This window comes from Rhodanobacter sp. UC4443_H10 (assembly GCF_052978325.1).
Map to the genome: position 1 here is coordinate 1,276,795 of NZ_CM129668.1, position 24,637 is coordinate 1,301,431.

Below are 24,637 nucleotides of genomic sequence, written 5' to 3' on the forward strand. Positions count from 1 at the left end.
CCCTCAATCGCCGGCTTTTTCGCCGCGCAGGCGCACGTCGTCGGCAAGCATCTCGGTGCGTTCGGCTTCGGCTTCGCGTTGCGACTCGAAGAAGCGCTGCACCTGCTGGCACACTGCCATGGTGTTTTCACGCGCGATCGCCGAGACCAGGAACCACGGTTGGGTCCAGCCCAGTTTGTCGACGATGCCTTGCGCCACGGCCTGGCGTTCGCCCTCCGGCAGCACGTCGGCCTTGTTGAGCACCAGCCAGCGCGGGCGCTCGAGCAACTCCGGATTGAACTTCTGCAGCTCCTGCTCGATCGCGCGGACCTGATCGGCCACGTCGGTGCCGTCGATCGGCGCGATGTCGACGATGTGCAGCAGCAGGCTGGTGCGCGCCACGTGGCGCAGGAACTGGATGCCCAGCCCCGCCCCCTCGGAAGCGCCCTCGATCAGGCCGGGGATGTCGGCGATCACGAAGCTCTGGTCGGTACCCAGGCTGACCACGCCAAGATTCGGATGCAAGGTGGTGAACGGATAGTCTGCCACCCGCGGGGTCGCTGCCGACACCGCGCGGATGAAGGTGGATTTGCCCGCATTGGGGAACCCCAGCAGGCCCACGTCGGCCAGCAGGCGCAGTTCGAGTTTCAGCTCGCGCACCTCGCCCGGCGTCCCTGGCGTGGCCTTGCGCGGGGCGCGGTTCACCGAACTCTTGAAATGGATGTTGCCCAGCCCGCCCTTGCCGCCTTGCGCCACCAGCATGCGCTGGCCGTGGGCGGTCAGGTCGCCGATCACCTCGTCGGTGTCGACGTTGGTGACCATGGTGCCTACCGGCACGCGGATCGTGGTGTCCTCGCCGCCCTTGCCGTACATCTGGCTGCCCATGCCGTTCTCGCCGCGATGCGCCTTGAAGCTGCGCTGGTGGCGGAAATCGACCAGCGTGTTCAGGCCCTCGTCGGCCACCAGCCACACCGACCCGCCCGAGCCGCCGTCGCCGCCGTCGGGGCCGCCGAACGGAATGAACTTCTCCCGCCGGAAACTGATGCAGCCATTGCCACCGTCACCGGCCAGGACCTTGATTTGCGCTTCGTCGACGAATTTCATGGAATAGGGCCGGGAATGGAGAATCGGGAGTCGGGAATCGGAAGAGCAGGCAACCAGGGCATGGTACGAGGCCGGCGGCAGGCCCGCCTTTGCCATCCCGATTCCCGGCGGTACAAAACAAAAACCCCGCCGAAGCGGGGCCTTCGTTGCCGCGTCGCGAAGAGCTTACGCCTGCACGACGTCGACGAAACGGCGGTTCTTGTCGCCGCGGACAGCAAACTGGACCTTGCCGTCGACCAGCGCGAACAGCGTATGGTCGCGACCCAGGCCGACGCCATTGCCCGGATGGAACTGGGTGCCGCGCTGGCGCACGATGATGTTGCCGGCTTCGATGGCCTGGCCACCGTAGACCTTGACGCCGAGGTATTTCGGGTTCGAATCGCGACCGTTGCGGCTGGAACCTACGCCTTTTTTATGTGCCATGACTCAATGCTCCAGGTGCTCAGGCGTTGATGCCCGTGATCTCGATTTCGGTGAAATGCTGCCGATGGCCCTGCTGACGCTTGTAGTGCTTGCGGCGGCGGAACTTGATGATGCGGATCTTGTCGGCACGGCCGTGCTTGCGCACGGTGGCGCTGACGGTGGCGCCCTCGACGACCGGCGCACCGATGGTGACCGACTCGCCGGTGCCGACCAGCAACACCTGGTCGAAGCTCACGCTGGCGCCTTCATCGGCAGTCAACAGCTCCACGCGCAGCACGTCACCCTGCTGCACACGGTACTGCTTGCCACCGGTCTTGATGACTGCATAACTCATGGGAATGCCCTTCTGTCGTTATTCTCTTGGGTATCGCCAAGGCCCTGCGGGTCTGGCGAACCGCGGATTATAGCGATGGCAACACGGCCTGGTCAAATAGTGAGCAGGCCCACTGAACGCCCGCCCGGCGCTCAGTGGGCCACGGCCGGCGACGGCGCGGTGCCGCTGGCGGCGGGGCTGGCCGGGCAGCGGCCGGTGGCGTCCAGCGTACCCTTCTGCTGCAACTCCCGGATCATCTGTTCGCCGCGCTCGTGCCCCCATTGCTGGCCGACCTTCATGCCCTCGGCCATCGTCTGCGGCATCTGGGTGATCACCTTCTGGCCCAGCGCGGACTTGTAGAACTTCAGCAGGCCGGCCACATCGGCGGCGGTGAAGTGCTGCTGGTAGACCGGAACCATCCTGTCCAGCAGCTGCTCGGTGCCGGCCGCGTCGATGAAGCCCTGCCAGTAGGACGCCGGCACGCAGGGCACGGCCTGGCCCATCACGCCGGCCATCTGCGTGTTCATCTGGCTGAACATCTGGCTCAGGTGCATCACCTCGAACAGCTGGCGTACCTGCCTGGCGCTGGGTTGCGCCGCCATCGCCGCGCCGCTCGCGCCCCATGCCAACACGGCCGCAGCCGCCATTCCTGCCCATCGGTGCATGCCGGTTCCCGGTCGAGTGGAACCGCCATTTAGCCACAGCCGCCGCGTCGGGGGAAAGCAAGGCGCGGCTCCTGTCGAGTGAACTATCCAAACTACTTGGTATAGTAATGAGTCCCCCCCATATACGGCGTCCATGGACACCATTCGCATCCGCGGCGCACGCACGCACAACCTCAAGAACATCGACCTCGACCTGCCGCGCGACCAGTTGATCGTGATTACCGGCCTGTCCGGCTCGGGCAAATCCTCGCTGGCGTTCGACACCATCTATGCCGAAGGCCAGCGCCGCTACGTGGAGTCGCTCTCCGCGTACGCACGACAGTTCCTGTCGATGATGGAAAAGCCCGACGTCGACCACATCGAAGGCCTGTCGCCGGCGATCTCGATCGAGCAGAAATCCACCTCGCACAACCCGCGCTCCACCGTGGGCACGATCACCGAGGTGTACGACTACCTGCGCCTGCTGTACGCCCGTGTGGGCACGCCGCGCTGCCCCGACCACGGCATCCCGCTGGAGGCGCAGACGGTAAGCCAGATGGTCGACGCCACGCTCGCGCTCGACCCCGGGCAGCGCTACATGCTGCTGGCGCCGGTGGTGCGCGAGCGCAAGGGCGAGCATGTGCAGGTGTTCGAGCAGCTGCGCGCACAGGGTTTCGTGCGCGCCCGCGTCGACGGCGCGGTGTACGACCTCGATGCGGTGCCGCCGCTGGGGCTGCGCATCAAGCACACCATCGAGGTGGTGGTGGATCGCTTCCGCCCGCGCGAGGACATCAAGCAGCGCCTGGCCGAATCGTTCGAGACCGCGCTGCGGCTCGGCGACGGGCTGGTGATCCTGGCCAACATGGATGCAACCGACGCCCCCGAGCAGTTGCTGTCCTCGCGCTATTCCTGCCCGGTCTGCGACTACTCGCTGCCGGAACTGGAGCCGCGGCTGTTCTCGTTCAACTCGCCGATCGGCGCCTGCCCGGCCTGCGACGGCCTGGGCGTGACCCAGGTGTTCGACGCCGCGCGCGTGGTCGGCCACCCGGAGCTGTCGCTGGCCAACGGCGCGGTGCGCGGCTGGGACCGGCGCAACGCACACTATTTCCAGCTGCTCATGTCGCTGGCCGCGCACTACGGCTTCGACGTCGACGCGCCGTGGCAGAAGCTTCCCGCGGACGTCCAGAAGGCCATTCTCTACGGCAGCGGCAAGGAACAGATTGCCTTCCGCTACATCACCGAGCGCGGCGGCAAGGTCACCCGCGAGCACGCGTTCGAGGGCATCGTGCCGAACCTGGAACGACGCTACAAGGAAACCGAATCCGCCGCCGTGCGCGAGGAGCTGGCCAAGTACATCAGCGACCAGCCCTGCCCCGAGTGCGCCGGTCAGCGGCTGAACCGCTCGGCGCGCAACGTGTTCGTCGCCGACCACGCGCTGCCCTCGCTCACCGCGCGCTCGATCGATGATGCGCTGGCGTTCTTCCAGGAGTTGAAGCTCAGCGGCTGGCGTGGCGAGATCGCGGTGAAGATCGTCAAGGAGATCCGCGAGCGGCTGACCTTCCTCAACGACGTGGGCCTGAACTACCTCACGCTCGATCGCCAGGCCGATTCGCTCTCCGGCGGCGAGGCGCAACGCATCCGCCTCGCCTCGCAGATCGGCGCCGGCCTGGTCGGCGTGATGTACGTGCTGGACGAACCGTCGATCGGCCTGCACCAGCGCGACAACGAGCGCCTGCTCGGCACGCTCACGCGCCTGCGCGACCTCGGCAACACGGTGATCGTGGTCGAGCACGACGAGGACGCCATCCGCATGGCCGACCACGTGCTCGACATCGGCCCCGGCGCCGGCGTGCACGGCGGCGAGATCGTGGCGCAGGGCACGGTGCAGGACATGCTCGACTCGCCGCGCTCGGTGACCGGCCAGTTCCTCTCCGGCGTGCGCGCGATCGAGGTGCCGAAGGAACGCCGCCAGCCTGTCGACGACGCGTGGCTGCATCTGAACGGCGCCAGCGGCAACAACCTCAAGCAGGTCGACTTGGCGATCCCGGCCGGCCTGTTCACCTGCGTCACCGGCGTGTCGGGTTCGGGCAAGTCGACCCTGGTCAACGACACCCTGTTCCGCCTCGCCGCGATCGAGCTCAATGGCGCCAGCGCGCAGCCGGCGCCGTTCAAGTCGGTCACCGGACTGGAACTGTTCGACAAGGTGGTCGACATCGACCAGTCGCCGATCGGCCGCACGCCACGTTCCAACCCCGCCACCTACACCGGCTTGTTCACCCCGCTGCGCGACATGTTTTCGCAGGTACCGGAGGCGCGCTCGCGCGGCTACACGCCAGGCCGCTTCAGCTTCAATGTGCGCGGCGGCCGCTGCGAGGCGTGCGAAGGCGACGGCATGATCAAGGTGGAGATGCACTTCCTGCCCGACGTCTACGTGCCCTGCGACGTCTGCCACGGCAAGCGCTACAACCGCGAGACGCTGGAGATCCTGTACAAGGGCCACACCATCGCCGACGTGCTCGACATGACGGTGGAGGACGCGCTGAAGCTGTTCGAGAACGTGCCAACCATCGCGCGCAAGCTCGACACCCTGCGTGCGGTCGGCCTCGACTACATCAAGCTCGGCCAGAGCGCGACCACGCTGTCCGGCGGCGAGGCGCAGCGTGTGAAGCTGTCCAAGGAGTTGAGCAAGCGCGACACCGGCAACACCCTGTACATCCTCGACGAGCCCACCACCGGATTGCACTTCCACGACATCGAGCAGCTGCTCGACGTGCTGCACCAGCTGGTCGACCAGGGCAATACCGTGGTGGTGATCGAGCACAACCTGGATGTGATCAAGACCGCCGACTGGGTGGTCGACCTCGGCCCCGAAGGCGGCGCCGGCGGCGGTCGCATCCTGGTCGCCGGCACGCCGGAGACCGTGGCGGCCACAACCGGGTCGCACACCGGCCACTTCCTCGCACCGCACCTGAAACCGGTCAAGCCGAAAAAGCCGGGTACCACCACGCGGGTCAAGGCCGCCACCAAACACATTGCCTCGGCCGACAAGTACAAGCCGATGCGCGGACGAAAGAAGAAGCCCACATGAGTACTCGCACCCCCAACCCGCCGCCAGCCGACACGGACACCGGCGCGGGCAAGCCGCTGTTCGTCGCCGCCATCGGCGTGCGCTGGCGCGATCTCGACGCGTTCAATCACGTCAACAATTCCAACTACCTCACCTACCTGGAAGAGGCGCGTCTGCAGTGGCTAAGCCACGTGCCGGGCCCGTGGTTCGACGAGCACGCCATGCCGGTGATGGCCGCCAGCCAGGTCAACTACCGCCGCCCGATCGCGTGGCCCGCGCAGTTGCAGGTGCAGCTGTTCTGCGAGCGCATGGGCAACAGCTCGATGACGATCGCGCACCGGGTGATCGACGCCGAACGGGCCGACACCCTTTACTGCGACGGCAACGTGGTGATGGTCTGGATGGACCCGGCCACCGGCAAGCCGGTGCCGCTGCCAGAGGCGATCCGCTGCGCGGTGGAGTAAACGGCCCGTGCATGCCGCCGCCCGCACCTTCTTCACGGTCAGCGCAACCGGCGCCCATCGGATCGAAACGATCGCCGGCGCGCGCCATGCCTGGCGCTTCCGGCTGCATTTTCATGCCGGCGACGAAGTCGTGCGGATGTTGGCGGGACGGGCACGACTGCGCTTCCCCGATACCTGCAGAGACGTGGTCGCCGGCGATACCGTCGTGGTGCCGGCGGGTGTGATCCACCGCTTCGAACCGGTGGATGGCGGTGGCTGGTCCTTTGTCTCGCGCTTCGAGCAGCCCGCCGCGAACAGCGACGAGGGCCGCGAAGCGCTCATCGCGCGGGTCGCGGCCTTGCTGGCCGAACGACCTTCGCTGCACACCGACGTGGAGATGATCGCGCGCACGTGCGCGATTTCCGCCGGCCACCTGTCGCGCACGTTCCGCCGCCAGACCGGCACCAGCCTGCACAACTTCCACGTCCTGCTGGCCTTGCACAAGGCCAAGGCCCTCTTGCGCAACCAGGTGCCGATCATCGACGCGGCGCTCGACGCAGGCTTCTGCGACCAGGCTCATCTCAACCGCGAATTCGCGCGGACATTCGGCATGACTCCCGCCGCATTCCGAGCGGCCTGGGCCACTTGCGGATCGATGTCCAGGGCCATGTACAAGGTTCCGGGCAGCGGGTTGTCGTAATACGGCGCCACCGGATGAAAACCCAGCGCGACATAGAGCTGCCGCGCCGCCGCCATCGACGCCAGCGTATCCAGCAGCATGCACGCATAGCCGGCTCGCGCGGCCCACGCGATCGCCGCTTCGGCCAGTTGCCGCCCCAGCGCCTGCCCGCGCGCCGCCGGGCGCACGTAGAGGCGCTTGATCTCGCACACGCCAGGCTGCGGCCATGGGCGCAAGGCCACGCAACCCGGCGTGGCTCCCGCACTGTCGCGCGCGAGCAGGATCACGCCGCCTGGTGGCGCGTACTTGCCGGGCAGTTGCGCCAGTTCCGTGGCCACATTCTGAAAGGAAAGATCGACGCCGAGGCTGTCGACATATTCCGTGAGCAGTTGGCGCACGCTCCCGATGTCCTCCGGCAGGCGGGCGGGCGCGATGGTGACGGTCGGGGAGGCGGGCATGCTCGGTCACTCGCGGGAAAGCTCCCGACACGATAGTGAATCCGGACCGCCGGTTCTTGAACGGTTCTGATCGCACGCGCACCCCGCCGACGCGCGCTGCACGCGTGATCGTTATGATGGCCGTTCGGTCCCCACCATGGAATGCACCATGACGACAGCCCGCCACCTCCTCGCCTTCGCCTGTCTCACCGCCCTGGCCGGCACTGCCAACGCGCAGACGGCCGACAGCACGGCACTGAGCTTGTACCGCAGCGACAACCCCTCCCTGTATGCCAGCCAGGGCGGCGACGTCGACGCGGGCTACGCGGTAGTGCGCGAACAGCGCGCGCTGACCTTGGCCGCGGGCACCCACGACGTGACCATCGGCAACTTGCCGAATGCGCTGGACGCCGAGGCGCTGGCGCTGGCCTTTCCCGACAACGATGCCACGGTGATCTCGCAGCGGCTGTTGCTGGCGCAAGGCAACGACGGCGCGTTGTCCGGTCTGGTCGGACAGGAGGTCAACGTGCTGGGCAGCAACGGCGAATCGCTGGCCAACGGCACGTTGCTGCGTGCCGGCAACGGCCTGCTGGTCCGCGGCGTCAGCGGCGTCAGCGGCACCACGCTGGTGCGCGATTACGCGGCGGTGCGCAGCAACGGCGGCAGCTTCCCGCTTGGCTCCAGCCTCAGCCTGCGCGTGGACGCCGCCCGCGCCGGCCGGGCGCGCGCCGTGCTCAGCTATCCCACCGCCGGCCTGGGTTGGCGCGCTGCGTATGTGGCGACGCTGCAGCCGGGCAATGCCTGTCGCATGCAGTTCGAATCGCGCGCCAGCATCGCCAACCGCAGCGGGCGCGACTGGCAAGACGCCCAGCTCACCCTGATCGCCGGCGAGCCGAACATGGCCAGGGATTCCGGCCCGCGCCCGATGATGGCGATGGCGCGCGGCTACAGCGCCAAGGCCGAGGCGATGCCGCAGCAGGACAGCCTGGGCGATTACCGCAGCTTCACCCTGCCCGACAAGGTGAGCCTGCCCGACGGCAGCGTCAGCCAGGTGCCGCTGTATGCCACGCGCACGATGGATTGCGAGCGCACCACCTTGCTGGAGAACGGCAATGCCTTCGAGCCGCAGCAGCCTGTCATCCAGCGCGACTTCCAGCAAGGCGCCGGCGCCATCGTCAGCACGCTGCAACTGAAGGCCTTCGACAGCCTGCCCGCCGGTTACCTGCGCGTGCTCCAACACGACCGCCACGGCGTGCCGCAGTTCATCGGTGAAGGCCGCATCAACGACACGCCCAAGGGCAGCGACGCCACGATCACCCTGGGCACGCCGTTCGACCTGCGTGCCGAACGCACGCGCACCAGCTTCCACGTCGACAAGGACGGCCGCACCCTCGACGAGGCCTTCCGCATCGAGCTCAGCAATGCCGGCGACAGCGCGCGTACCGTGACGGTGCGCGAGCATCCCTCGCGCTGGCGCGAGTGGAAGCTGGTCTCCTCCAGCAGCAAGCCCGCGCAGCAGGACGCCGACACGCTCGAGTTCCGGGTAGAAGTGCCCGCCAACGGCAAGGCCACGCTGAGCTATGCCGTGCGCTACAGCTGGACCGCCGACCAACAGCCGCAGTAACCGAACGGAGTCGATCATGCTCAACCTCATCACGCACGACCATGCCATCCGTGAAATCCAGCTCGCCCGCCCGCCGGTCAACGCGCTGAACCTGGAACTGCTGCAGGCGCTGCGCAAGGCGATCGACGACAGCGTGCGCGACGACGTGCGCGGCATCGTGCTGTCCGGCGCGCCCGGCCTGTTCTCCGCCGGCGTCGACGTGCCCGCCCTGCTGCAGCGCGACCGCGCCGGGGTTCGCGAATACTGGCGGGAATTTTTCGCCCTGTGCGGCGCGCTGGCGCGCGCGCCGATCCCGCTGGTCGCGGCGATCACCGGTCACAGCCCGGCCGGCGGCGCGGTGCTGGCGCTGTTCTGCGACTACCGGGTGATGGCCGACGGCCCGTACCGGATCGGCCTCAACGAGGTGCAGGTCGGCCTGATCGTGCCCGAGGCGATCCAGCTGGCGCTGCGTCGCGTGGTCGGCACCTACCGCGCCGAGCGCCTGCTGGTGGTAGGCGCCATGATCGAATCGGCCGACGCGCTGGCTTGCGGCTTCGTCGACGAAACCACCGCCGTCGAACAGGTCACCACCCGCGCGCTGCGCTGGCTGGACGAACTGCTGGCGCTGCCGAAGCACGCCATGCTCACCACCCGCCGCCTGGCCCGCGCCGATCTCGCCAACGCCTACGCCGACCTGGACGCGTTGCCGCTGGACGACTTCGTCGAAGCGTTCTTCCACCCGGAGACGCAGGCCACCTTGCAGGCGCTGGTGGCGCGGCTGAAGAGCAAGAGCGAGAAGTGAGTAAAGAGGAGTGAGGAGTGAGGTCGAGCATTCGCTTCCACTCTCTTTTCTCCCACCTCTCCACTCACTCCTCGCCTGTTGCCACTGGTCGCGACGGGTCGCTGACCCAGCCGCTCCACGATGGCGCGTACAGCCGCGAGCCGTGCAGGCCGGCGTGTTCCATCGCCAGCAGGTTGTGGCAGGCGGTGACCCCGGAGCCGCACATGTGCACCACGTGCGAGGGTTCGGTGGCGCCGAGCACGGCGGTGAACTCGGCACGCAACTGCACCGCCGGCTTGAAGTGGCCATTGGCATCGAGGTTGTCGGCGAACGGGCGGTTCAGCGCGCCGGGGACGTGGCCGGCGGCGCGGTCCAGCGGCTCGGTATCCCCGCGGTAGCGCGGCGCGCCGCGCGCGTCCAGTAGTTGGCCCGAGGCGCCATCGGCGACGGCCCGGTGATCGAGCAGCAGCTGGCTGGCGTCGTAGCGCAGCGAAACATCGCTGGACGGTCGCGGCGCGGGCTCGCCGCGTTCGACGGGCTTCCCCGCCGCCGTCCAGGCGGCCCAGCCGCCATCCAGCACCGCGGCGGGAATGCCCGTCAGGCGCAGCAGCCACCAAAGCCGCGCGGCCGCCAGCGCGCCGCCGGCGGCGTCATAGGCCACCACCTGCATGCCGTCGCGCCAGCCCCAGCGCGACAGCAATGCGCTGAACGCCGCCTCCAGCGGCAGCGGGTGGCGGCCCAGACCTTCGGCCTGGCGCGACAGGTCGGACAGGTCGCGATCGAGACTGGCGTAGATTGCGCCGGGCACATGGCCCTGCGCGTAATCACGCGCGCCGCCGGCGGGGTTGGAAAGCTCGAAGCGGCAATCCACGATCAGTACGTCGCGTGGCGTCAGCGCGGCCAACGCGTCGACGTCGATCAGGGTAGTTTTCAGGCTCATGTGCGGTCCATCCTCTCCAGCAGGTTGCAAAGCATCGCGGCGGTGGCGCCCCAGATGCGGTGTCCGGCGTGGACGAATTCCACCATCGGCCGCTGCTGCCCACGGAACTCCATCGTGTAGCGACGCAGGTTGGCCGGGTCGAACAGGAACGTCAGCGGCACCTCGAACACCTCGGCCACTTCATCGGGCGACGGATACAGGCGGGCCTCGGCCGCGATGCTCGCCACCACCGGCGTGACGCTGTAGCCGCTGATCGTCTCGAAGCGATCGAGGAAACCCAGCGGCTTCACCAGCGCGCGATTCAGGCCGATCTCCTCCTCGCTCTCGCGCAGCGCGGTATCCACGGCATCGGCATCCCGCGGCTCGCTGCGCCCGCCCGGAAACGCCACCTGGCCGGCATGGGCCGGCAGGCGCGCGTCGCGCACGGTAAACACCAGCCGCGGCTGCACGCCTTCGCGGATGCCGAGCAGCACGGCGGCCGGCAGGCGTGCCTGGTCGCCGAGCCATTCGTTCACCTCGGCGTGGTTCCAGGCCGGACCTTCGGGCGGTGCGGACAAGGGCCGCAGCGCCTGCACCAGGGTATCCATCATGGCCGGCGACCGGGCAGCAGCACGTCCATCACGTGGCGGCGTTCGGGATCGCTCATCGCGCGCCAGCGGCCGATTTCCTCGCCGCTGCGGCGGCAGCCGATGCAGTAGCCGTGGCTGTCCAGTCGGCACACGCCGGTACAGGGAGTCAGGGGCGGAACTGGCTGCGGCGCGGGATCGTTCGGCATGTCGGCGCATGTTAGCACCGGCCGGATTCAGCCCCTCAGCCCCGCGGCGGCTTGATCTCGATCAGTTCGATCACGAACTGCAGCGCCTCGTTGGGCCCGATGCGCGGCAGCGCGCCCTCCTCGCCGTATGCGAGCCGCGAGGGGATCACCACCTTCCAGCGATCGCCCACGCGCATGCGCGGGAGCACGTCGCGCCAACCGGGAATGACCTGGTCGACCGCGATCGTCGCTGGCGCGCCATGCGCCCAGGTGCTGTCGAACTCCGTACCGTCCACCAGCATGCCGCGATAGTTCACCACCACCGTGCTGGTCAGGCTCGGGTGCACCGTGCCGCTACCCTGGTGCACCACCGCGTACTGGATGCCGGAAGGCAGCTGCACCACGCCCGGCTTCTTGCGGTTTTCCGCCATGAACGCCGCGCTCTTGCTCGCGTTCGCCGCAGCGATGCGCTTGAACTCGGCCAGGGCGTCGCTGTGCATCTGTTGCTGCAGGCGTTGCAATTGCGCCTGCATCTCGCCAATCGGCACGCGCGGCTGGTGACGCGCGTAGGCGTCCGCGATCGCGCGCTGCAGGGTGGACAGATCCACCTCGGGCGAGCCGCCGGCGAAGCGGCTGCCGATCTGGTAGCCGATCGCATAGGACAACTTGACCTTGTCGGGTTTCGCCGTGCTGGCGGCTTGCGCGGGCGCGCCAGCCTGTGCCGCATGCGCCGGCAGCATGCCACCCGGCAACACGCCGATCAGCAGCCACGCCGCCAGATGTGTCACGCCTTTCGCCATCGAATCCATGCCCGCCGTGGTGAGGTATCGCGGCCCCGCACGCGTGCCGCTGATGCATACGCGAGTTGAGAACCCCGCCATCGGCAAAGGTTCCCGCTGCTACCATCGGCGGCCTGCACTCACAGGAACCGGCCATGGCCTATCGCAATCTGGAACTCGGCAACCGCGGTGCGGTGCGCACGATCGTAGTGAACCGCCCCGACAAGCTCAATGCGCTGGATCGGCAGACGCTCAACGAGCTGACGCTGGCCTTTGCCCAGGCCGCGCAGGACGACGCCGTGCGCGTGGTGGTGCTCGCCGGCGCCGGCGAAAAGGCGTTCGTGGCCGGCGCCGACATCAGCGAGATGAGCGGCTGCAGCAGCGTGCAGGCGCAGGCGTTCTCGCGCGCCGGGCAGCGCCTGATGAGCAGCATCGAACGGCTGGGCAAACCGGTGATCGCGCGCGTGCAGGGTTTCGCGCTGGGCGGCGGCATGGAGCTGGCGATGGCCTGTCACCTGCGCGTGGCCAGCGAAAAGGCGAAGTTCGGCCAGCCGGAAATCAACCTCGGCCTGATCCCCGGCTTCGGCGGCACCCAGCGCCTGCTGCGCCTGGCCGGGCGCAGCGCCGCGCTGGAACTGTGCCTCACCGGCACCCCGGTCAACGCGCAACGCGCGTACGAACTGGGCATCGTCAACCGCGTGGTGGCACCCGAGGCGCTGGACGAAACCGTGGAAGCGCTGGCCGACCAGCTCGCCGCCGCCGCGCCGCTGGCCGCCGCCGGCATCCTCGATGCCGTGCTGCAAGGTGGCGAGACGTCGCTCGACCAGGGGCTGGAATTCGAGACGCAGGGTTTCGCGCTGATGTTCTCCACCGAGGACATGCGCGAGGGGACGCGCGCGTTCCTGGAGAAGCGCAAGGCCGCGTTCAAGGGGCAATGAGCCCCCCGACAAAGTTACGGGTCAGTGCCCGCCGCGGTATTTCTTTTCGCCGGCGGTGATGGCGACGTCCAGCCGGTTCTCCGGTGGCGCCAGCGGACAAGTCGCGAACGAGGTGAACGCGCAGGGCGGGTTGTAGGCCTTGTTGAAATCCAGCACCACCTTGCCCGGATGGTCGAGACCGCCGGCAGGCAGCGCGGCGTAGAGGAAACGCGCGGCGCCGTAGGTTTCCTTGCCGGAGGTGCGATCGGCCAGCACGAAGAACAGCTCGCCGCCCGGTTCCTCCTGGTACGGCAACAGCTCGAAGGTGTGGCCGTCGCGCCGGAACACCGCCTTGCCGGGCACCTTGACCGTGTCGATGGTGCCGATCACCGAGCCCATCGCCAGGTCGTGCGGTGGCGTGAACGGGACCCAGTCGGCCTCGATGCGCCAGGCGTCGTCGATCGGGAAATAGTCGATGCCGAGAAAATGCCGGCGCGACTCGGCGTCCTCGTCCTTCACCCGCAATGCCTTGCGGCCATCGCGCTCGATCACGTAGAAGCTGGCCTTGCCGAAACGCACGGTGGTGGGATCGGCATCAGCGGCGGCGTGCATGTCGTCGACCAGCGCGGCTTCGGTCACGGCCTTGCCGTCGACGGTGGCGCCGCTGGCCGGGTCGAGCGCCAGGTGCAAGCCGCCATCCGGCGCCAGCGTCACCGTACCCAGGTGCGCGGGACCGGCCTTCAGCACGATGTCGTTGTCGGCGGCGCTGCCCACGCGGTTGGCGCCCTCGTTCAACCATTCCAGCCCGATCAGGCTGAGCCATCCCGTCGGCGCGGTGAGCCTCGCCACGCGGGCGGCGCGCCATTGCTCGATCTGCTGCGTGTAGGTGGCGCTGGGTGACGGGACATCGGCGGCAGACACGGTGGCAACTCCGGAAAGCATGGCAAGGACGAAGGCGGCGGTACGCAACATGGGGACGATCCCGCATCGGTGAAAGCATCGAGTATGCGCAGCAGCGCGCGCCGTCGGCAAGCCGCCGTCCGAAACGGCCCCGAGCCCCGGCGTGACGCGCAGCGCCCTTGCTCCCGCGAATCCCCAACCCCGGCTCTCACCGCCCCCGCATGAACAACTTGTCCAACTCGCCCAACGACAACTGCGCCCACGTTGGCCGCCCGTGATTGCACTGGCCGGAGCGCTCGGTCTCTTCCATCTCGCGCAGCAGCGCGTTCATTTCCGGCAGGGTCAGGCGGCGCCCCGCGCGCACCGAGCCGTGGCAGGCCATGGTGGAAAGCAGTTCGTTCTCCAGCTCCTGCAGGCGGTGCGAGCTGCCGTGCTGGGCCAGTTCGGCCAGCACGTCGCGGGCCAGTTGCGCCACGTCGGCCCCGTCGAGCAGCGCGGGGATGCGCCGCACCACCACGCCCGACGGGCCGCTGCGCGAAAGCTCCAGGCCCCACTCGGCCAGCGCGTCGGCATGTTCCTCGGCGGCGGCGGCCTCCCTTGCGCTCACCGCGATGCCGAGCGGCACCAGCAGCAACTGCGAACGCAGGTTGCTGCACACGCGACCGGCCTTGAGCTTCTCGTAGGTGATCCGCTCGTGCGCCGCATGCATGTCCACCAACACCAGCCCGGCAGCGTTCTCGGCGAGGATGTAGATGTTCTTCAGCTGGGCAATCGCGAAACCCAGCGGCGGCGCCTCGCCGGGTTCGGGCCCGGGCATCGGCACCGCGTTGGCGGCGGTGCCAAGCAGCGCGGCGTAACCGGCCAGCGGCTCGTCGCGCACGCCCAGCGACAGCCGGCTCTGGCTCGCGCTGGCCGGCCATGCCGCCGGCATCGGCATCGGTGCGGCTGCGGCCATGCGCAGGCCGCCCTCGGCCTCGTGCGCGGGCGACCCCACCTGCCCCGCGCGCGTCTGCGCCAATGCCTCGTGCAGGGTGCGGAACAGGAAATCGTGCACCAGCCGCTGCTCGCGGAAACGCACCTCGTGCTTGGCCGGGTGCACGTTCACGTCGACCCCGGCCGGGTCGAGTTCGAGGTACAGCACGAAGGCGGCGTGGCGACCGTGGAACAGCACGTCGGCATACGCCTGGCGCACGGCGTGGGCGACGATGCGATCACGCACCAGGCGTCCGTTGACGTAGAAATACTGCGCATCGGCCTGCGCCCGCGACGCGGTGGGCAAGCCGACCCAGCCGGACAACTGCAAGCCGGCGGCGGCGTGCTCGACGCGCAGGCTGCGTTGCGGGAATTCCGCGCCGAGCACTTCGGCCACGCGCTGCAGCGCGGCCTGTTCGTCGCGCGCCGCCTTCCACACGCGCACCGGCTTGCCGTTGTGGCTGAGTCGAAACTCCACCGAACTGCGCGCCAGCGACAGCGACTTCAGCAGATCGTCGATGTGCGCGAATTCGGTGCGCTCGGCGCGCATGAATTTCTTGCGCGCCGGCACGTTGTAGAACAGGTCGCGCACCTCCACGCTGGTGCCCGGGGGGTGCTGCGCCGGGCGTGCGGCCTGCAACCGGCCGCCATCGACCTCGATACGGAAGGCGGCCTCCTGGCCGGCGCTGCGCGAGACCAGCGCGAAGCGCGACACCGACGACACCGAGGCCAGCGCCTCGCCGCGAAAACCCATGCTGGCGACGTGTTCGAGATCGTCGAAGCTGCGGATCTTGCTGGTGGCATGCGAGGCCACCGCCAGCGGCAGGTCGTCCAGCGCGATGCCGCCGCCGTCGTCGCGCACGCGGATCAACCGCGCGCCGCCAGCCTCGATGTCCACCTCGATGCGCGTGGCGCCGGCGTCGAGGCTGTTCTCGACCAGTTCCTTGACCACCGAGGACGGCCGCTCGATGACCTCGCCGGCGGCGATCTGATTGATGAGTTCGGGAGGAAGCGCGCGGATGTTGGCCATCCGCGGACTTTAGCAGCCTGCCGTCGGAAGACGGATCAGCCAGACGGGATCGTCAGCACCGCGCCGGCCTGCACGATGTTGCTGCGGATCTGGTTGGCGGTCTTGAGCGCGCCCACGCTGATTCCGTATTGCTGCGCGATGCCGCTGAGGCTTTCGCCGCGTGCGACCTTGTGCGTATCCGCGGCGCCACCCGTCGCCTTGACGGCGCTGCCGGCGGACGTGTCGACGGTTGCCACGCGCACACCGCGGCGCCTGGCCGCCTGCGCGGCGAACCAGGTGCCCGGCGGCGGCGTCGATTCGAAATAATTCCTGACGCCGGACATCACCGCGTTGGCCAGCAGCTTCTGGTGCGACGGGTCGCGCAGCTTGCGCTCTTCGGCCGGGTTGCTGATGAAGGCCGTCTCCACCAAGATCGAAGGCACGTCGGGCGAACGCAGCACCACGAAGTTGGCGCGCTCGACATGGCCACGATGGGTCGGGCCTAGCTTGGCCAGCGCGCGCAACACATTGCCGGCCACCTCGTCGCTGGCCTGGATCGCCCAGCCCTGCTGCAGGTCCAGCAACACCTTGGCGAGGCCGTCGTCCTTGTCGTCCAGGCTGATGCCGCCGATCAGGTCGGCGCGGTTCTGCCCGTCGGCGAGCCAGCGCGCAGCCATGCTGGTCTTGCCGCGCGGCGACAGCACCCACACCGACGAGCCGCGGGCGTCGTCGCTGGTGAAGGAGTCGGCATGGATCGACACGAACAGGTCGGCGTTGTGCTCGCGGGCGATTTCGTAGCGGCGCTTGAGCGGGATGAAGGTATCACCATCGCGAGTCAGCACCGCCTTCATGCCGGGCTGCCGGTTGATCTCGGCAGCGAGGTCGCGCGCCACCGCCAGGGTGACGTTCTTCTCCAGCGTGCCGGCCGGACCGTGGGCGCCCTGGTCCTTGCCGCCATGGCCGGCGTCGATCGCCACCACCACGGCGCGCTGTCCGTTGAGCATCGCCGCAGCCTGCTCGGCGGCGACCCGGCGGCTGCGCGTGGGGTTGCTGTAGTTGACGGTCGGGACCGGCGCGCTGGCAGCGGGCGCCTCGGCGACCGGCGCCTTGGCGCTCGGCGCGCTGCCCGGGTACAGATCCAGCACCAGCCGGTAATTTTCGTCGGCGGTGGGCTTGAGCACGAAACTCTTGAGCGTGCTGGCGGGATCGACCGTGGCGATCAGTTGCAGGTCGTCGCCGCGACGCGCATGGCTGATGCCACGAAACAAGCCTTGTGCCGCCGGCGCGGAGAAGCCGCCCGCAGCCTGACTGTCGCGCAGGTCCACCACGATCCGGCCGTCCTTCTGCGCGATCGTGTAGTGCAGCGGACCGTCCGCATCGAGCACCACGCGGGTGTATTGCGGACCTGCCCAGACGCGGGCGTCCTTGACCTGGGCGGCTTGCGCCGCGCACGGCAAAAACGCCGCCAGCATCACCGCGACGCCCCAACCGGCCAGCTTGTTCAGATAACCCCGCATGGGCCGCATTGAAACGCAGTCGCCATCTGAATGCAAGCGGGTTTTCCTTTTAATATCCGCCACCTGCAGTGCATTCATCAGGGGATATCAAGTTATCGGCCGCAAGTGCCACATTTCGAACAGCTCCCTGCCCGATTCGGCGACCGGGGAAAACCCAAGCAGAAATAGTCACTTGGAGTGTCAGGACAGGCGCGAGAGCAACTTGTCGCCACGCACGGTATCGGCACGCAGGACGGCCTGGCGACCGGGCCCGGCGTAATCGAGATGAACGTGGAGATCCGCCGCCGGCAAGGCGCCGGCACCGCGTTCGGGCCACTCCACCAGCACCAGCGCAGCCGGGTCGGCCAGCGTGTCCAGACCCAGCCACTCCAGCTCGGCGGGGTCGGCGATGCGGTACAGGTCGAGATGCCAGGCCGGTCGCTGCGCGGTCGCATAGCCCTCGACCAGGCTGTAGGTCGGGCTCTTGACCCGCTCGCCCACGCCCAGCGCCAGCAGCAGGGCCCGGGCGAAACTGGTCTTGCCGGCGCCGAGCGGGCCATGCAGGTAGACCACCAGGCCGTGATCCAGCAGGCCGGCCACGCGTTGCGCCAGTGCGGCGGTCGCGGCCTCGTCCGGCAAGCTGCGGGAAAGCTCGTTGGACATGGTCCCGTTCATTCGTCGGTTTCACAGGGAACGGCATTGCCGAGCCGCCGCAGCGGCAGCAGCAGGTCACTGGCCAGCAAGCCGCGCTCGCCCTCGCATGCGGCGAGGTCGCCGGCCCGCGCATGCAGGCCGACGCCGAGGCGTGCCGCCTGCCAGGCGTCGCAGCCTTGCGCGAGCATGGCCGCGACGATGCCGGTGAGCAGATCGCCCATGCCGCCGGACGCCATGCCGGGGTTGCCCCACGGACAGACGTCCAGACGTCCATTCGGATCGGCCACCAGGCTGCCGGCGCCCTTCAGCACCACGACGGCATCGAAGCGCGCGGCCAGCTCGCGCGCGGCCGCGAAACGGTCACGCTCGACCGCCTCCACGGAACGGCCGAGCAATCGCGCCGCCTCGCCCGGATGCGGCGTCAGCACGGTCGGCGCGGTGAATCGCCGAGGCTCCTTCGCCAGCAGGTTGAGGCCGTCGGCGTCGAGCACCAGCGGCTTGCGGGCATCCAGCGCGGTCAGCCACAGCGCATGCGACCACGCGGACTGGCCGAGCCCCGGGCCGAGCGCCAGCGTGTCGGCACGCTCCAGCAGCGGCCGCAGCGCCTGCGGGCCGTCCACGCCGTGGGCCATCAATTCCGGTCGCGCCGCGTTGAGCGCGCCCACGTGTTCGGCATGCGTGGCGACGCTGACCAGGCCGGCACCGGCGCGCAGTGCCGCCGCGCCGGCCAGGTGCACGGCGCCGGCCATGCCCTGCCCGCCACCGATCACCAGCACATGGCCATAATTGCCCTTGTTGGCATAGCGACGGCGCGGCGGCAGGCTCGCGGCAACAAGCAGATGCGCGTCCGGCGCCACCTGCGCAAACGCACTGGCCGGCACGCCCAGCGTCGCCAGCTCCAGCACGCCCGTGCAGTCGGCCGCGCGACCGGTGTGCAGGCCGCGCTTGTCGGCGATGAAGGTGACCGTGAGATCCGCGCGGATCGCGGCACCGGGGCACTGCCCGCTGTCGGCGTCCAGCCCGGACGGCACGTCGAGCGCCAGGACGGGGATGCCGCTGCCGTTGATGCGTTCGATCAGCGCCGCGGCAGCCGGCTCGGGCGCGCGGTTCAAGCCGATGCCGTACAGCGCATCCACCTGCAGGTCGGGCTCCGGCAATTCGTGCAGTGCGTCGACGGCATGCACTGCACCGCCGGCGTCCACCCACGCGGCACGCGCCGATGCGGCATCGCCGCGCGACGTGTCGGCCAGCGCCACCATGTCGACCTGCAGGCCCGCTTCGCGCGCCAGCACGCCAAGCAGGAAACCATCGCCGCCGTTGTTGCCCGGGCCGCAATGCACGCGAAGCCTGCGCGCCTGCGGCCAGCGCCGGTGCAGGCTGCGCAGGGCGTCGCTGGCGGCACGGCGCATCAACTCGCTGCCGGAGATGCCCAGTGCATCCAGCGCGGCGCGATCGATCCGCCGCATGTCGTCGACGGTGTACAGGTCGCGGGGCGAAGGTTCGGACATGCGGCGAATTATAGGGGTGCGACTAGACTATGCGGATGTCCGTGTCGTCCGCTTCCGCCTCACCCGATTACGCCGCGCTCGCCCGCGACATCAAGCGCTGGGCGCGCGAACTGGGGTTTGCCGAGACCGGCATCAGCGGTGTCGACCTCGCCGAGGACGAGCGGCATCTGCAGCACTGGCTCGATGCCGGCCGGCACGGCGAGATGGAGTACATGGCCAGACACGGCAGCAAGCGCACCCGCCCGGCTGAACTGGAACCGGGCACGCAACGCGTCATCTCGGTGCGCATGGATTACGCCCCACCCGGCACCGCCAACGCCTGGGACGTGCTCGGCGACGGCGAGGCCGGCTACGTCTCGCGTTACGCGCTGGGCCGCGACTATCACAAGCTGATGCGCAACCGCCTGCAGAAACTGGCCGAGCGCATCCGCGCCGCGGTGGGCGAGTTCGGCCATCGCGCCTATGTCGATTCCGCGCCGGTGATGGAAAAAGCGCTGGCGCGCAACTCGGGGCTGGGCTGGATCGGCAAGCACACCGTGCTGATCAACCGTCATGCCGGCTCGTACTTCTTCCTCGGCGAGCTGTACACCGACCTGCCGCTACCGGTGGATGCACCGGCCAGCGCGCACTGCGGCACCTGCACGCGCTGCATCGAGGTGTGCCCGACCCAGGCAATCACCGGGCCGTACCAGCTCGACGCCAAACGCTGCATTTCGTATCTCACGATCGAGCTCAAGGGCAGCATTCCCGAAGATCTGCGCGCGCCGATGGGCAACCGCATCTTCGGTTGCGACGACTGCCAGCTGGTATGCCCCTGGAACAAGTTCGCGCAGGTCGCCACCGAGGCGGATTTCGCGCCGCGGCACAGCCTGGACGGCGCGAAGCTGGTCGAGCTGTTCGGCTGGAGCGAGGAGGAGTTTCTCAAACGTACCGAAGGCATGGCGATCCGCCGCACCGGCTACGAAGGCTGGCTGCGCAATATCGCCGTGGCGCTGGGCAACGCGCCTCCCGGTGACTCGGTCGACGCCGCCCTCGCCAGCCGCGCCGACGATGCCTCGCCGCTGGTGCGCGAACACGTCGCCTGGGCGCTGGCGCAGCAAGCGGCCAAACGGCGCGCCGGCTGAATCCCGCGGTCAAGCCGGCGACGGCGCCGCCGGCAAGCCCGGGCCCGACCGTCAGGCAGCGGCCATCTGCTTGGGGATCGAGCGGTTGGTGTGGCTGATGTGGTTCCCTTCACCGGCGGCGATGTACACGCAGGTGGGCTGGAATTTCTCCAGCTCAGCCTCGTTCAGCTGGGCGAAGGCGGCAATGATGACGATGTCGCCGGGATTGGCCCGATGCGCGGCACTGCCGTTCACCGAGATGATCCCCGAGCCTTCCTCGGCGCGCAGCGCGTAGGTGACGAAGCGCTTGCCGTTGTTGACGTTCCACGCGTGGATCTGCTCGTACTCGCGGATGCCCGACGCATCCAGCAGCAAGCCGTCGATCGCGATCGAGCCTTCGTAGTGCAGCTCGGCGTGCGTCACCGTGGCGCGGTGGATCTTGGCCTTGAGCATGTTCAGGTGCATGACGTTGTTCCCGCGGTGCTCCGCAAAGTCGGCGATTATCGAACCGATGGCGCTGCGCTGCAACATCAACGGCCCGCCCACGATATGTGCGGGCGGCTCAGTCCAACAGCAAGTTGTCGATCAGCCGGGTGCCGCCCAGCCGCGCGGCGATCAGCGCCACCAGCCCGTCACGCTGGCCATCGTCCGGCTCGGCGAGATCCCCGGCCCGGCGGATCGCCGCGTAGTCGGGCACGAAGCCGGCGCGGGTCAGCTGGGCTTCGGCCACCTGCTCCACGGCGCGCCAGGCGTGGCCCTGGCCCAGCAATTCGCGCATTTTCAGCAAGGTGTCGTGGATCAGCGGCGCCCGCGCACGCTCCTGCGCCGAAAGGTACTGGTTGCGCGAACTCAGCGCCAACCCGTCGTCGTCGCGCACGATGGGCGCGGCGATCACCTTCACTGGCAGCGACAGGTCGCGCACCATGCGCTCGATCACCTTGAGCTGCTGGAAATCCTTCTGCCCGAACACGGCCAGGTCCGGATTGACCAGGTTGAACAGCTTGCACACCACGGTGGCCACGCCATCGAAGTGCCCGGGCCGGTGGGCACCTTCCAGCGTGGCGGTGACCTGCGGCACGCGCAGGTTCACGCTGAGCGCGGCGCCGTAGGGATAGATCGTGGCGACCTCGGGTGCAAACAGCAGGTCGCAACCTTCGTCGGCCAGCGCCGCCTGGTCGTGCACCAGGGTGCGCGGGTAGCGCTCGAAATCCTCGCCGGGGCCGAACTGGGTCGGATTGACGAACACGCTCGCCACCACCCGATCGGCACGCGCCCGCGCCAGCCGCACCAGCGACTGGTGGCCGGCGTGCAGATTGCCCATGGTCGGCACGAAGCCGACCGTCTGGCCCTTGCTGCGCCAGCCGCGAACCGCGGCGCGCAACGCCGGCGCATCCTGAACCGTTTGCATGGTGGAAACTCGTCAGCTCAGTTGAAACAATGTTCCGGCGCCGGAAAGGCACCGCTGCGCACGTCGTCCGCATAGGCGCGGATCGCCGCTGCCACAGAATCGCGGCCGGCGAGAAAATCCTTGCTGAACTTGGGGCGCTTGCCTGGCGTGACGCCGAGCATGTCGTGGATCACCAGCACCTGGCCATCGCAATGCGGGCCGGCGCCGATGCCGATCACCGGGATCTCCACCGCCGCGGTCACGCGCCGGCCCAGCTCGACCGGCACGCCCTCCATCACCAGCAATTGCGCGCCCGCCGCCTGCACCGCCAACGCGTCGGCCACCAGTTGATCCGCAGCGGCCTGCTCCCGGCCCTGGACGCGGAAACCGCCGAAGCGGTGCACGGATTGCGGGGTCAGTCCCAGATGCGCGCATACCGGCATGGCCCGCGCGGTCAGCGCGGCGATGCCCTCCAGCACGTGCGCGGCGGCGCCTTCGAGCTTCACCATCGCCGCACCCGCTTCACCGACCAGCCGCGCACCGGCCGCGAGCACGTGGGCGACGTCGCGATCGGCCATGAACGGCAGGTCGGCCACCAGCAAGGTGGCGGACAAGCCGCGCGCCACGGCTGCGGTGTGGTAGACCATCTGGTCGAGTGTCACCGGCAAGGTGCTGGCGTGTCCTTGCACCACCATGCCGAGCGAATCGCCGACCAGCGCCACGTCGATGCCCGCCGCTTCCAGTTGCCAGGCGAAGCTGGCGTCGTAGGCCGTCAGCATGGTGATGCGCTGGCCTTGCGCCTTCATCGCGCGCAGGCCCGGCACGGTCACCGGCTTGCGGTCGGGGAGATTGGCGTTCTGCACGTACACGGGGGTTTCCTGGTCGGCGAGGGTGACTGCCGATTATGGCGCAAGCAGCCGCTCGCAACCGGCCGGGTCGACCCGCGCCAGCAGCTCGGCCACGCGCCCCTGGCCGGGCAGGTGCAGATCCGGTACGACATCGTTCAGCGGCAACAGCACGAAGGCACGCTCGGCCAACCGTGGGTGCGGCAGGGTCAATGCCGGGTCGTCGCGACGCACGCCCTCGACATGCAGCAGATCCAGGTCGAGCGTGCGTGGCCCGTTGCGTTCGGCGCGGACGCGGCCGGCGCGCTGCTCGATCGCCAGCAGGTGCTGCAGCAGCGCTTCGGGCGACAGCGTCGTTTCCAGCTCGGCCACGGCATTGATGAAGGATGGTTGATCGAGCACGCCCCAGGGCGGCGTGCGGTAAAGCGGCGAGCGCTGCAGCAAGCAGGTGCCGGGCAGCTCGGCGAGCGCGTTGAACGCGTCGAGTACCTGCTGGCGCGGTTCACCGAGGTTGCTGCCCAGCGCCACGTAGGCCAGGGTCATTCGGAGGCCGGGTTGTCGCTGCGTTTGCGCCGGCGCCGGCGCGGGCGCGGCGGCTTGCGCACCGCCGGTGCGGGAGCAGCCTCTGCCGCAGCCGCGCCGCTGAGCACCGGCAAGGCCGCGGCCAGCACGTCCTGCGGCAGGCGCTGGGCGTGCGCCCACCACTGCCCCAGCTCACGCATCGCCGGCGATTCGTCGGCGCGCAACAACAGGAAATCGAACGCCGCGCGGAACCGCGGATGTGCCATCAGGCGGAACACCCGCTTGCGTTGCACCTGCTCGAAACGCGGCTGCAGCGACCAGATCTCTTCCATGGTGAAGGTGAAGCGCCGCGGGATCGCCACCCGCTGGCACTGTTCGCCGACCACCTTGGCAGCCGCGCGCGACCACGCCTCGGCGCTGTCCAGGCCGCGCTCGATGCCGAGTTGGGCCTCGTCGCGCACCTCGCCCCACAGCAGCACCGCGAACAGGAACGCGGGGGTGACCGACTTGCCTTCGCCAATGCGCGCATCGGTGTTGGCCAGGCCCTGCTCCACCAGCGAGCGCAACGCCGCATCGCCACGCTTGAGCGCGCGCGCGGTGGCCGGGAACAGGAACTTCAGCAGGCCGCACTGCTCCAGCATGCGGAAACTCTTCAGGCCGTTGCCGGACAGGAACATCTTCAGCGATTCGTCGAACAGCCGCGCCGGCGCGGCGTCGCCCAGCAGCGGCCCCAGCGATTCGAAAGGCGCCGCCGCCGCCGCGTCGATGCGCATGCCGAGCTTGCCCGCCAGCCGCGCGGCGCGCAGCATCCGCACGGGATCTTCGTGGTAGCGCACCTCGGGGTCGCCGATCAGGCGCAGCACGCGATCGTGCAGGTCCTGCATGCCGCCGACGTAATCGCGCACGGAGAAATCGCTGATGTCGTAATACAGGGCATTGACGCGAAAATCGCGGCGCAGCGCGTCCTCCTCGATGGTGCCCCAGATGTTGTCGCGCACGATGCGGCCGTCGACGATGTGGCGGTCGCCCTCGCCTTCCTCGCCGGTGCCGCGGAAGGTGGCGACTTCGATGATCTCCGGGCCGAACACCACGTGCGCCAGGCGGAACCGTCGCCCGATCAGGCGGCAGTTGCGGAAGAGCTTCTTGACCTCCTCCGGCGTGGCGTCGGTGGCGACGTCGAAATCCTTCGGACGAAACCCCAGCAACAGGTCGCGCACCGCGCCACCGACGAGGTAGGCGGCATAACCGGCGTCATGCAGCCGGTACAGCACGCGCAGCGCGGCCTTGCTGATGTTCGCCCGCGAAATGATGTGCTGGTCGCGCGGAATGATTCGCAGCGCGGGGGTGGGATCGGTGCCTGGTGTGGGGTTCAAGCGGT

The 24,637-nt window shown here is 68.9% G+C and carries 25 protein-coding genes and 1 pseudogene; 7 read left to right on the forward strand and 19 right to left on the reverse strand.

Going from position 1 to position 24,637, the window contains the following annotated elements:
- Positions 1 to 3: 3 nt before the first annotated feature.
- From cgtA to ACVCMB_RS06130, 4 genes are all read right to left on the reverse strand, one after another.
- On the reverse strand, positions 4 to 1,083 hold the full coding sequence (cgtA, locus tag ACVCMB_RS06115) for an Obg family GTPase CgtA (protein WP_447100036.1): 1,080 nt from the start codon (positions 1,081 to 1,083) through the stop codon (positions 4 to 6).
- Between the two features lie 165 nt (positions 1,084 to 1,248).
- Entirely contained in the window at positions 1,249 to 1,506 is a 258-nt protein-coding gene (gene rpmA / locus ACVCMB_RS06120; RefSeq protein ID WP_395119538.1) for a 50S ribosomal protein L27, read from the reverse strand.
- 19 nt (positions 1,507 to 1,525) lie between these two features.
- Complete coding sequence (gene rplU, locus ACVCMB_RS06125; protein WP_395119539.1) at positions 1,526 to 1,840, reverse strand: 50S ribosomal protein L21; 315 nt, start codon at positions 1,838 to 1,840, stop codon at positions 1,526 to 1,528.
- Between the two features lie 131 nt (positions 1,841 to 1,971).
- Entirely contained in the window at positions 1,972 to 2,466 is a 495-nt protein-coding gene (locus tag ACVCMB_RS06130) for a DUF2059 domain-containing protein (RefSeq protein WP_447098488.1), read from the reverse strand.
- 151 nt (positions 2,467 to 2,617) lie between these two features.
- On the opposite strand from ACVCMB_RS06130, the gene uvrA reads away from it, so the two are divergent.
- The 3 genes and pseudogenes from uvrA to ACVCMB_RS06145 form a co-directional block, all read left to right on the forward strand.
- Positions 2,618 to 5,551 carry an excinuclease ABC subunit UvrA gene (gene uvrA, locus ACVCMB_RS06135; protein WP_447106422.1) on the forward strand — a complete coding sequence of 978 codons (2,934 nt, stop codon included), beginning with the start codon at positions 2,618 to 2,620 and terminating at the stop codon, positions 5,549 to 5,551.
- Positions 5,548 to 5,994 (forward strand): acyl-CoA thioesterase, encoded by a 447-nt coding sequence (locus ACVCMB_RS06140; protein ID WP_447106423.1) that lies wholly within the window; start codon positions 5,548 to 5,550, stop codon positions 5,992 to 5,994. Before uvrA ends, ACVCMB_RS06140 begins: the two co-directional genes overlap by 4 nt.
- Before the next feature lie 7 nt (positions 5,995 to 6,001).
- A pseudogene (locus ACVCMB_RS06145) lies at positions 6,002 to 6,559 on the forward strand (helix-turn-helix domain-containing protein); the annotation flags it as partial.
- On the opposite strand, the gene ACVCMB_RS06150 reads toward ACVCMB_RS06145, so the two are convergent.
- A complete protein-coding gene (locus tag ACVCMB_RS06150) occupies positions 6,550 to 7,110 on the reverse strand; it encodes a GNAT family N-acetyltransferase (protein ID WP_447106424.1) in 561 nt (186 codons plus the stop codon). The pseudogene ACVCMB_RS06145 and the gene ACVCMB_RS06150 overlap by 10 nt on opposite strands.
- Positions 7,111 to 7,258: 148 nt before the next feature.
- Between ACVCMB_RS06150 and ACVCMB_RS06155 the strand changes: the two genes are divergently transcribed.
- Positions 7,259 to 8,713, forward strand: coding sequence for a DUF4139 domain-containing protein (locus ACVCMB_RS06155; protein ID WP_447106425.1), 1,455 nt, complete (start codon positions 7,259 to 7,261; stop codon positions 8,711 to 8,713).
- A 16-nt stretch (positions 8,714 to 8,729) separates the two neighbouring features.
- On the forward strand, positions 8,730 to 9,494 hold the full coding sequence (locus tag ACVCMB_RS06160; RefSeq protein ID WP_395119545.1) for an enoyl-CoA hydratase/isomerase family protein: 765 nt from the start codon (positions 8,730 to 8,732) through the stop codon (positions 9,492 to 9,494).
- 64 nt (positions 9,495 to 9,558) lie between these two features.
- Here ACVCMB_RS06160 and ACVCMB_RS06165 read toward each other — a convergent pair whose 3' ends face one another.
- From ACVCMB_RS06165 to ACVCMB_RS06180, 4 genes are read right to left on the reverse strand one after another with little or no spacing between them, the layout of a single operon-like run.
- Positions 9,559 to 10,413, reverse strand: a complete 855-nt coding sequence (locus ACVCMB_RS06165) for a sulfurtransferase (RefSeq protein ID WP_395119546.1) — start codon at positions 10,411 to 10,413, stop codon at positions 9,559 to 9,561.
- Positions 10,410 to 11,003, reverse strand: coding sequence for an NUDIX hydrolase (locus ACVCMB_RS06170; protein WP_447106426.1), 594 nt, complete (start codon positions 11,001 to 11,003; stop codon positions 10,410 to 10,412). The genes ACVCMB_RS06165 and ACVCMB_RS06170 overlap by 4 nt, the downstream gene beginning before the upstream one ends.
- A complete protein-coding gene (locus ACVCMB_RS06175; RefSeq protein ID WP_395119548.1) occupies positions 11,000 to 11,188 on the reverse strand; it encodes a DUF1289 domain-containing protein in 189 nt (62 codons plus the stop codon). The genes ACVCMB_RS06170 and ACVCMB_RS06175 overlap by 4 nt, the downstream gene beginning before the upstream one ends.
- 35 nt (positions 11,189 to 11,223) lie before the next feature.
- Positions 11,224 to 11,967: an FKBP-type peptidyl-prolyl cis-trans isomerase gene (locus ACVCMB_RS06180; protein ID WP_395121211.1), complete on the reverse strand. Its 744-nt coding sequence runs from the start codon at positions 11,965 to 11,967 to the stop codon at positions 11,224 to 11,226.
- 134 nt (positions 11,968 to 12,101) lie between these two features.
- Between ACVCMB_RS06180 and ACVCMB_RS06185 the strand changes: the two genes are divergently transcribed.
- Positions 12,102 to 12,884 (forward strand): enoyl-CoA hydratase/isomerase family protein, encoded by a 783-nt coding sequence (locus ACVCMB_RS06185; protein ID WP_447106427.1) that lies wholly within the window; start codon positions 12,102 to 12,104, stop codon positions 12,882 to 12,884.
- A gap of 21 nt (positions 12,885 to 12,905) precedes the next feature.
- Here ACVCMB_RS06185 and ACVCMB_RS06190 read toward each other — a convergent pair whose 3' ends face one another.
- The 5 genes from ACVCMB_RS06190 to ACVCMB_RS06210 all read right to left on the reverse strand — a co-directional run bounded on the left by ACVCMB_RS06190 (position 12,906) and on the right by ACVCMB_RS06210 (position 19,402).
- Positions 12,906 to 13,835 (reverse strand): DUF1684 domain-containing protein, encoded by a 930-nt coding sequence (locus ACVCMB_RS06190; protein WP_395119550.1) that lies wholly within the window; start codon positions 13,833 to 13,835, stop codon positions 12,906 to 12,908.
- A gap of 136 nt (positions 13,836 to 13,971) precedes the next feature.
- Positions 13,972 to 15,765, reverse strand: a complete 1,794-nt coding sequence (gene mutL, locus ACVCMB_RS06195) for a DNA mismatch repair endonuclease MutL (protein ID WP_447106428.1) — start codon at positions 15,763 to 15,765, stop codon at positions 13,972 to 13,974.
- A 35-nt stretch (positions 15,766 to 15,800) separates the two neighbouring features.
- Positions 15,801 to 17,261, reverse strand: coding sequence for an N-acetylmuramoyl-L-alanine amidase (locus ACVCMB_RS06200; RefSeq protein WP_395119552.1), 1,461 nt, complete (start codon positions 17,259 to 17,261; stop codon positions 15,801 to 15,803).
- A gap of 180 nt (positions 17,262 to 17,441) precedes the next feature.
- On the reverse strand, positions 17,442 to 17,903 hold the full coding sequence (gene tsaE, locus ACVCMB_RS06205) for a tRNA (adenosine(37)-N6)-threonylcarbamoyltransferase complex ATPase subunit type 1 TsaE (RefSeq protein ID WP_447106429.1): 462 nt from the start codon (positions 17,901 to 17,903) through the stop codon (positions 17,442 to 17,444).
- 8 nt (positions 17,904 to 17,911) lie between these two features.
- The gene (locus ACVCMB_RS06210; RefSeq protein ID WP_447106430.1) at positions 17,912 to 19,402 is read right to left on the reverse strand and encodes an NAD(P)H-hydrate dehydratase; all 1,491 of its coding nucleotides are present in this window, start codon (positions 19,400 to 19,402) and stop codon (positions 17,912 to 17,914) included.
- 41 nt (positions 19,403 to 19,443) lie between these two features.
- On the opposite strand from ACVCMB_RS06210, the gene queG reads away from it, so the two are divergent.
- Positions 19,444 to 20,526 carry a tRNA epoxyqueuosine(34) reductase QueG gene (gene queG, locus ACVCMB_RS06215; RefSeq protein ID WP_447106431.1) on the forward strand — a complete coding sequence of 361 codons (1,083 nt, stop codon included), beginning with the start codon at positions 19,444 to 19,446 and terminating at the stop codon, positions 20,524 to 20,526.
- Positions 20,527 to 20,577: 51 nt separating this feature from the next.
- On the opposite strand, the gene panD is transcribed toward queG, so the two are convergent.
- The 5 genes from panD to pcnB form a co-directional block, all read right to left on the reverse strand.
- Positions 20,578 to 20,970 (reverse strand): aspartate 1-decarboxylase, encoded by a 393-nt coding sequence (gene panD, locus ACVCMB_RS06220; protein ID WP_447106432.1) that lies wholly within the window; start codon positions 20,968 to 20,970, stop codon positions 20,578 to 20,580.
- 97 nt (positions 20,971 to 21,067) lie between these two features.
- Positions 21,068 to 21,913: a pantoate--beta-alanine ligase gene (gene panC / locus ACVCMB_RS06225; RefSeq protein WP_395119556.1), complete on the reverse strand. Its 846-nt coding sequence runs from the start codon at positions 21,911 to 21,913 to the stop codon at positions 21,068 to 21,070.
- Positions 21,914 to 21,930: 17 nt separating this feature from the next.
- Positions 21,931 to 22,761 (reverse strand): 3-methyl-2-oxobutanoate hydroxymethyltransferase, encoded by an 831-nt coding sequence (gene panB / locus ACVCMB_RS06230; protein WP_395119557.1) that lies wholly within the window; start codon positions 22,759 to 22,761, stop codon positions 21,931 to 21,933.
- A 33-nt stretch (positions 22,762 to 22,794) separates the two neighbouring features.
- Complete coding sequence (gene folK, locus ACVCMB_RS06235; RefSeq protein WP_395119558.1) at positions 22,795 to 23,280, reverse strand: 2-amino-4-hydroxy-6-hydroxymethyldihydropteridine diphosphokinase; 486 nt, start codon at positions 23,278 to 23,280, stop codon at positions 22,795 to 22,797.
- A complete protein-coding gene (gene pcnB, locus ACVCMB_RS06240) occupies positions 23,277 to 24,632 on the reverse strand; it encodes a polynucleotide adenylyltransferase PcnB (RefSeq protein ID WP_395119559.1) in 1,356 nt (451 codons plus the stop codon). Before pcnB ends, folK begins: the two co-directional genes overlap by 4 nt.
- Positions 24,633 to 24,637 lie beyond the last annotated feature (5 nt).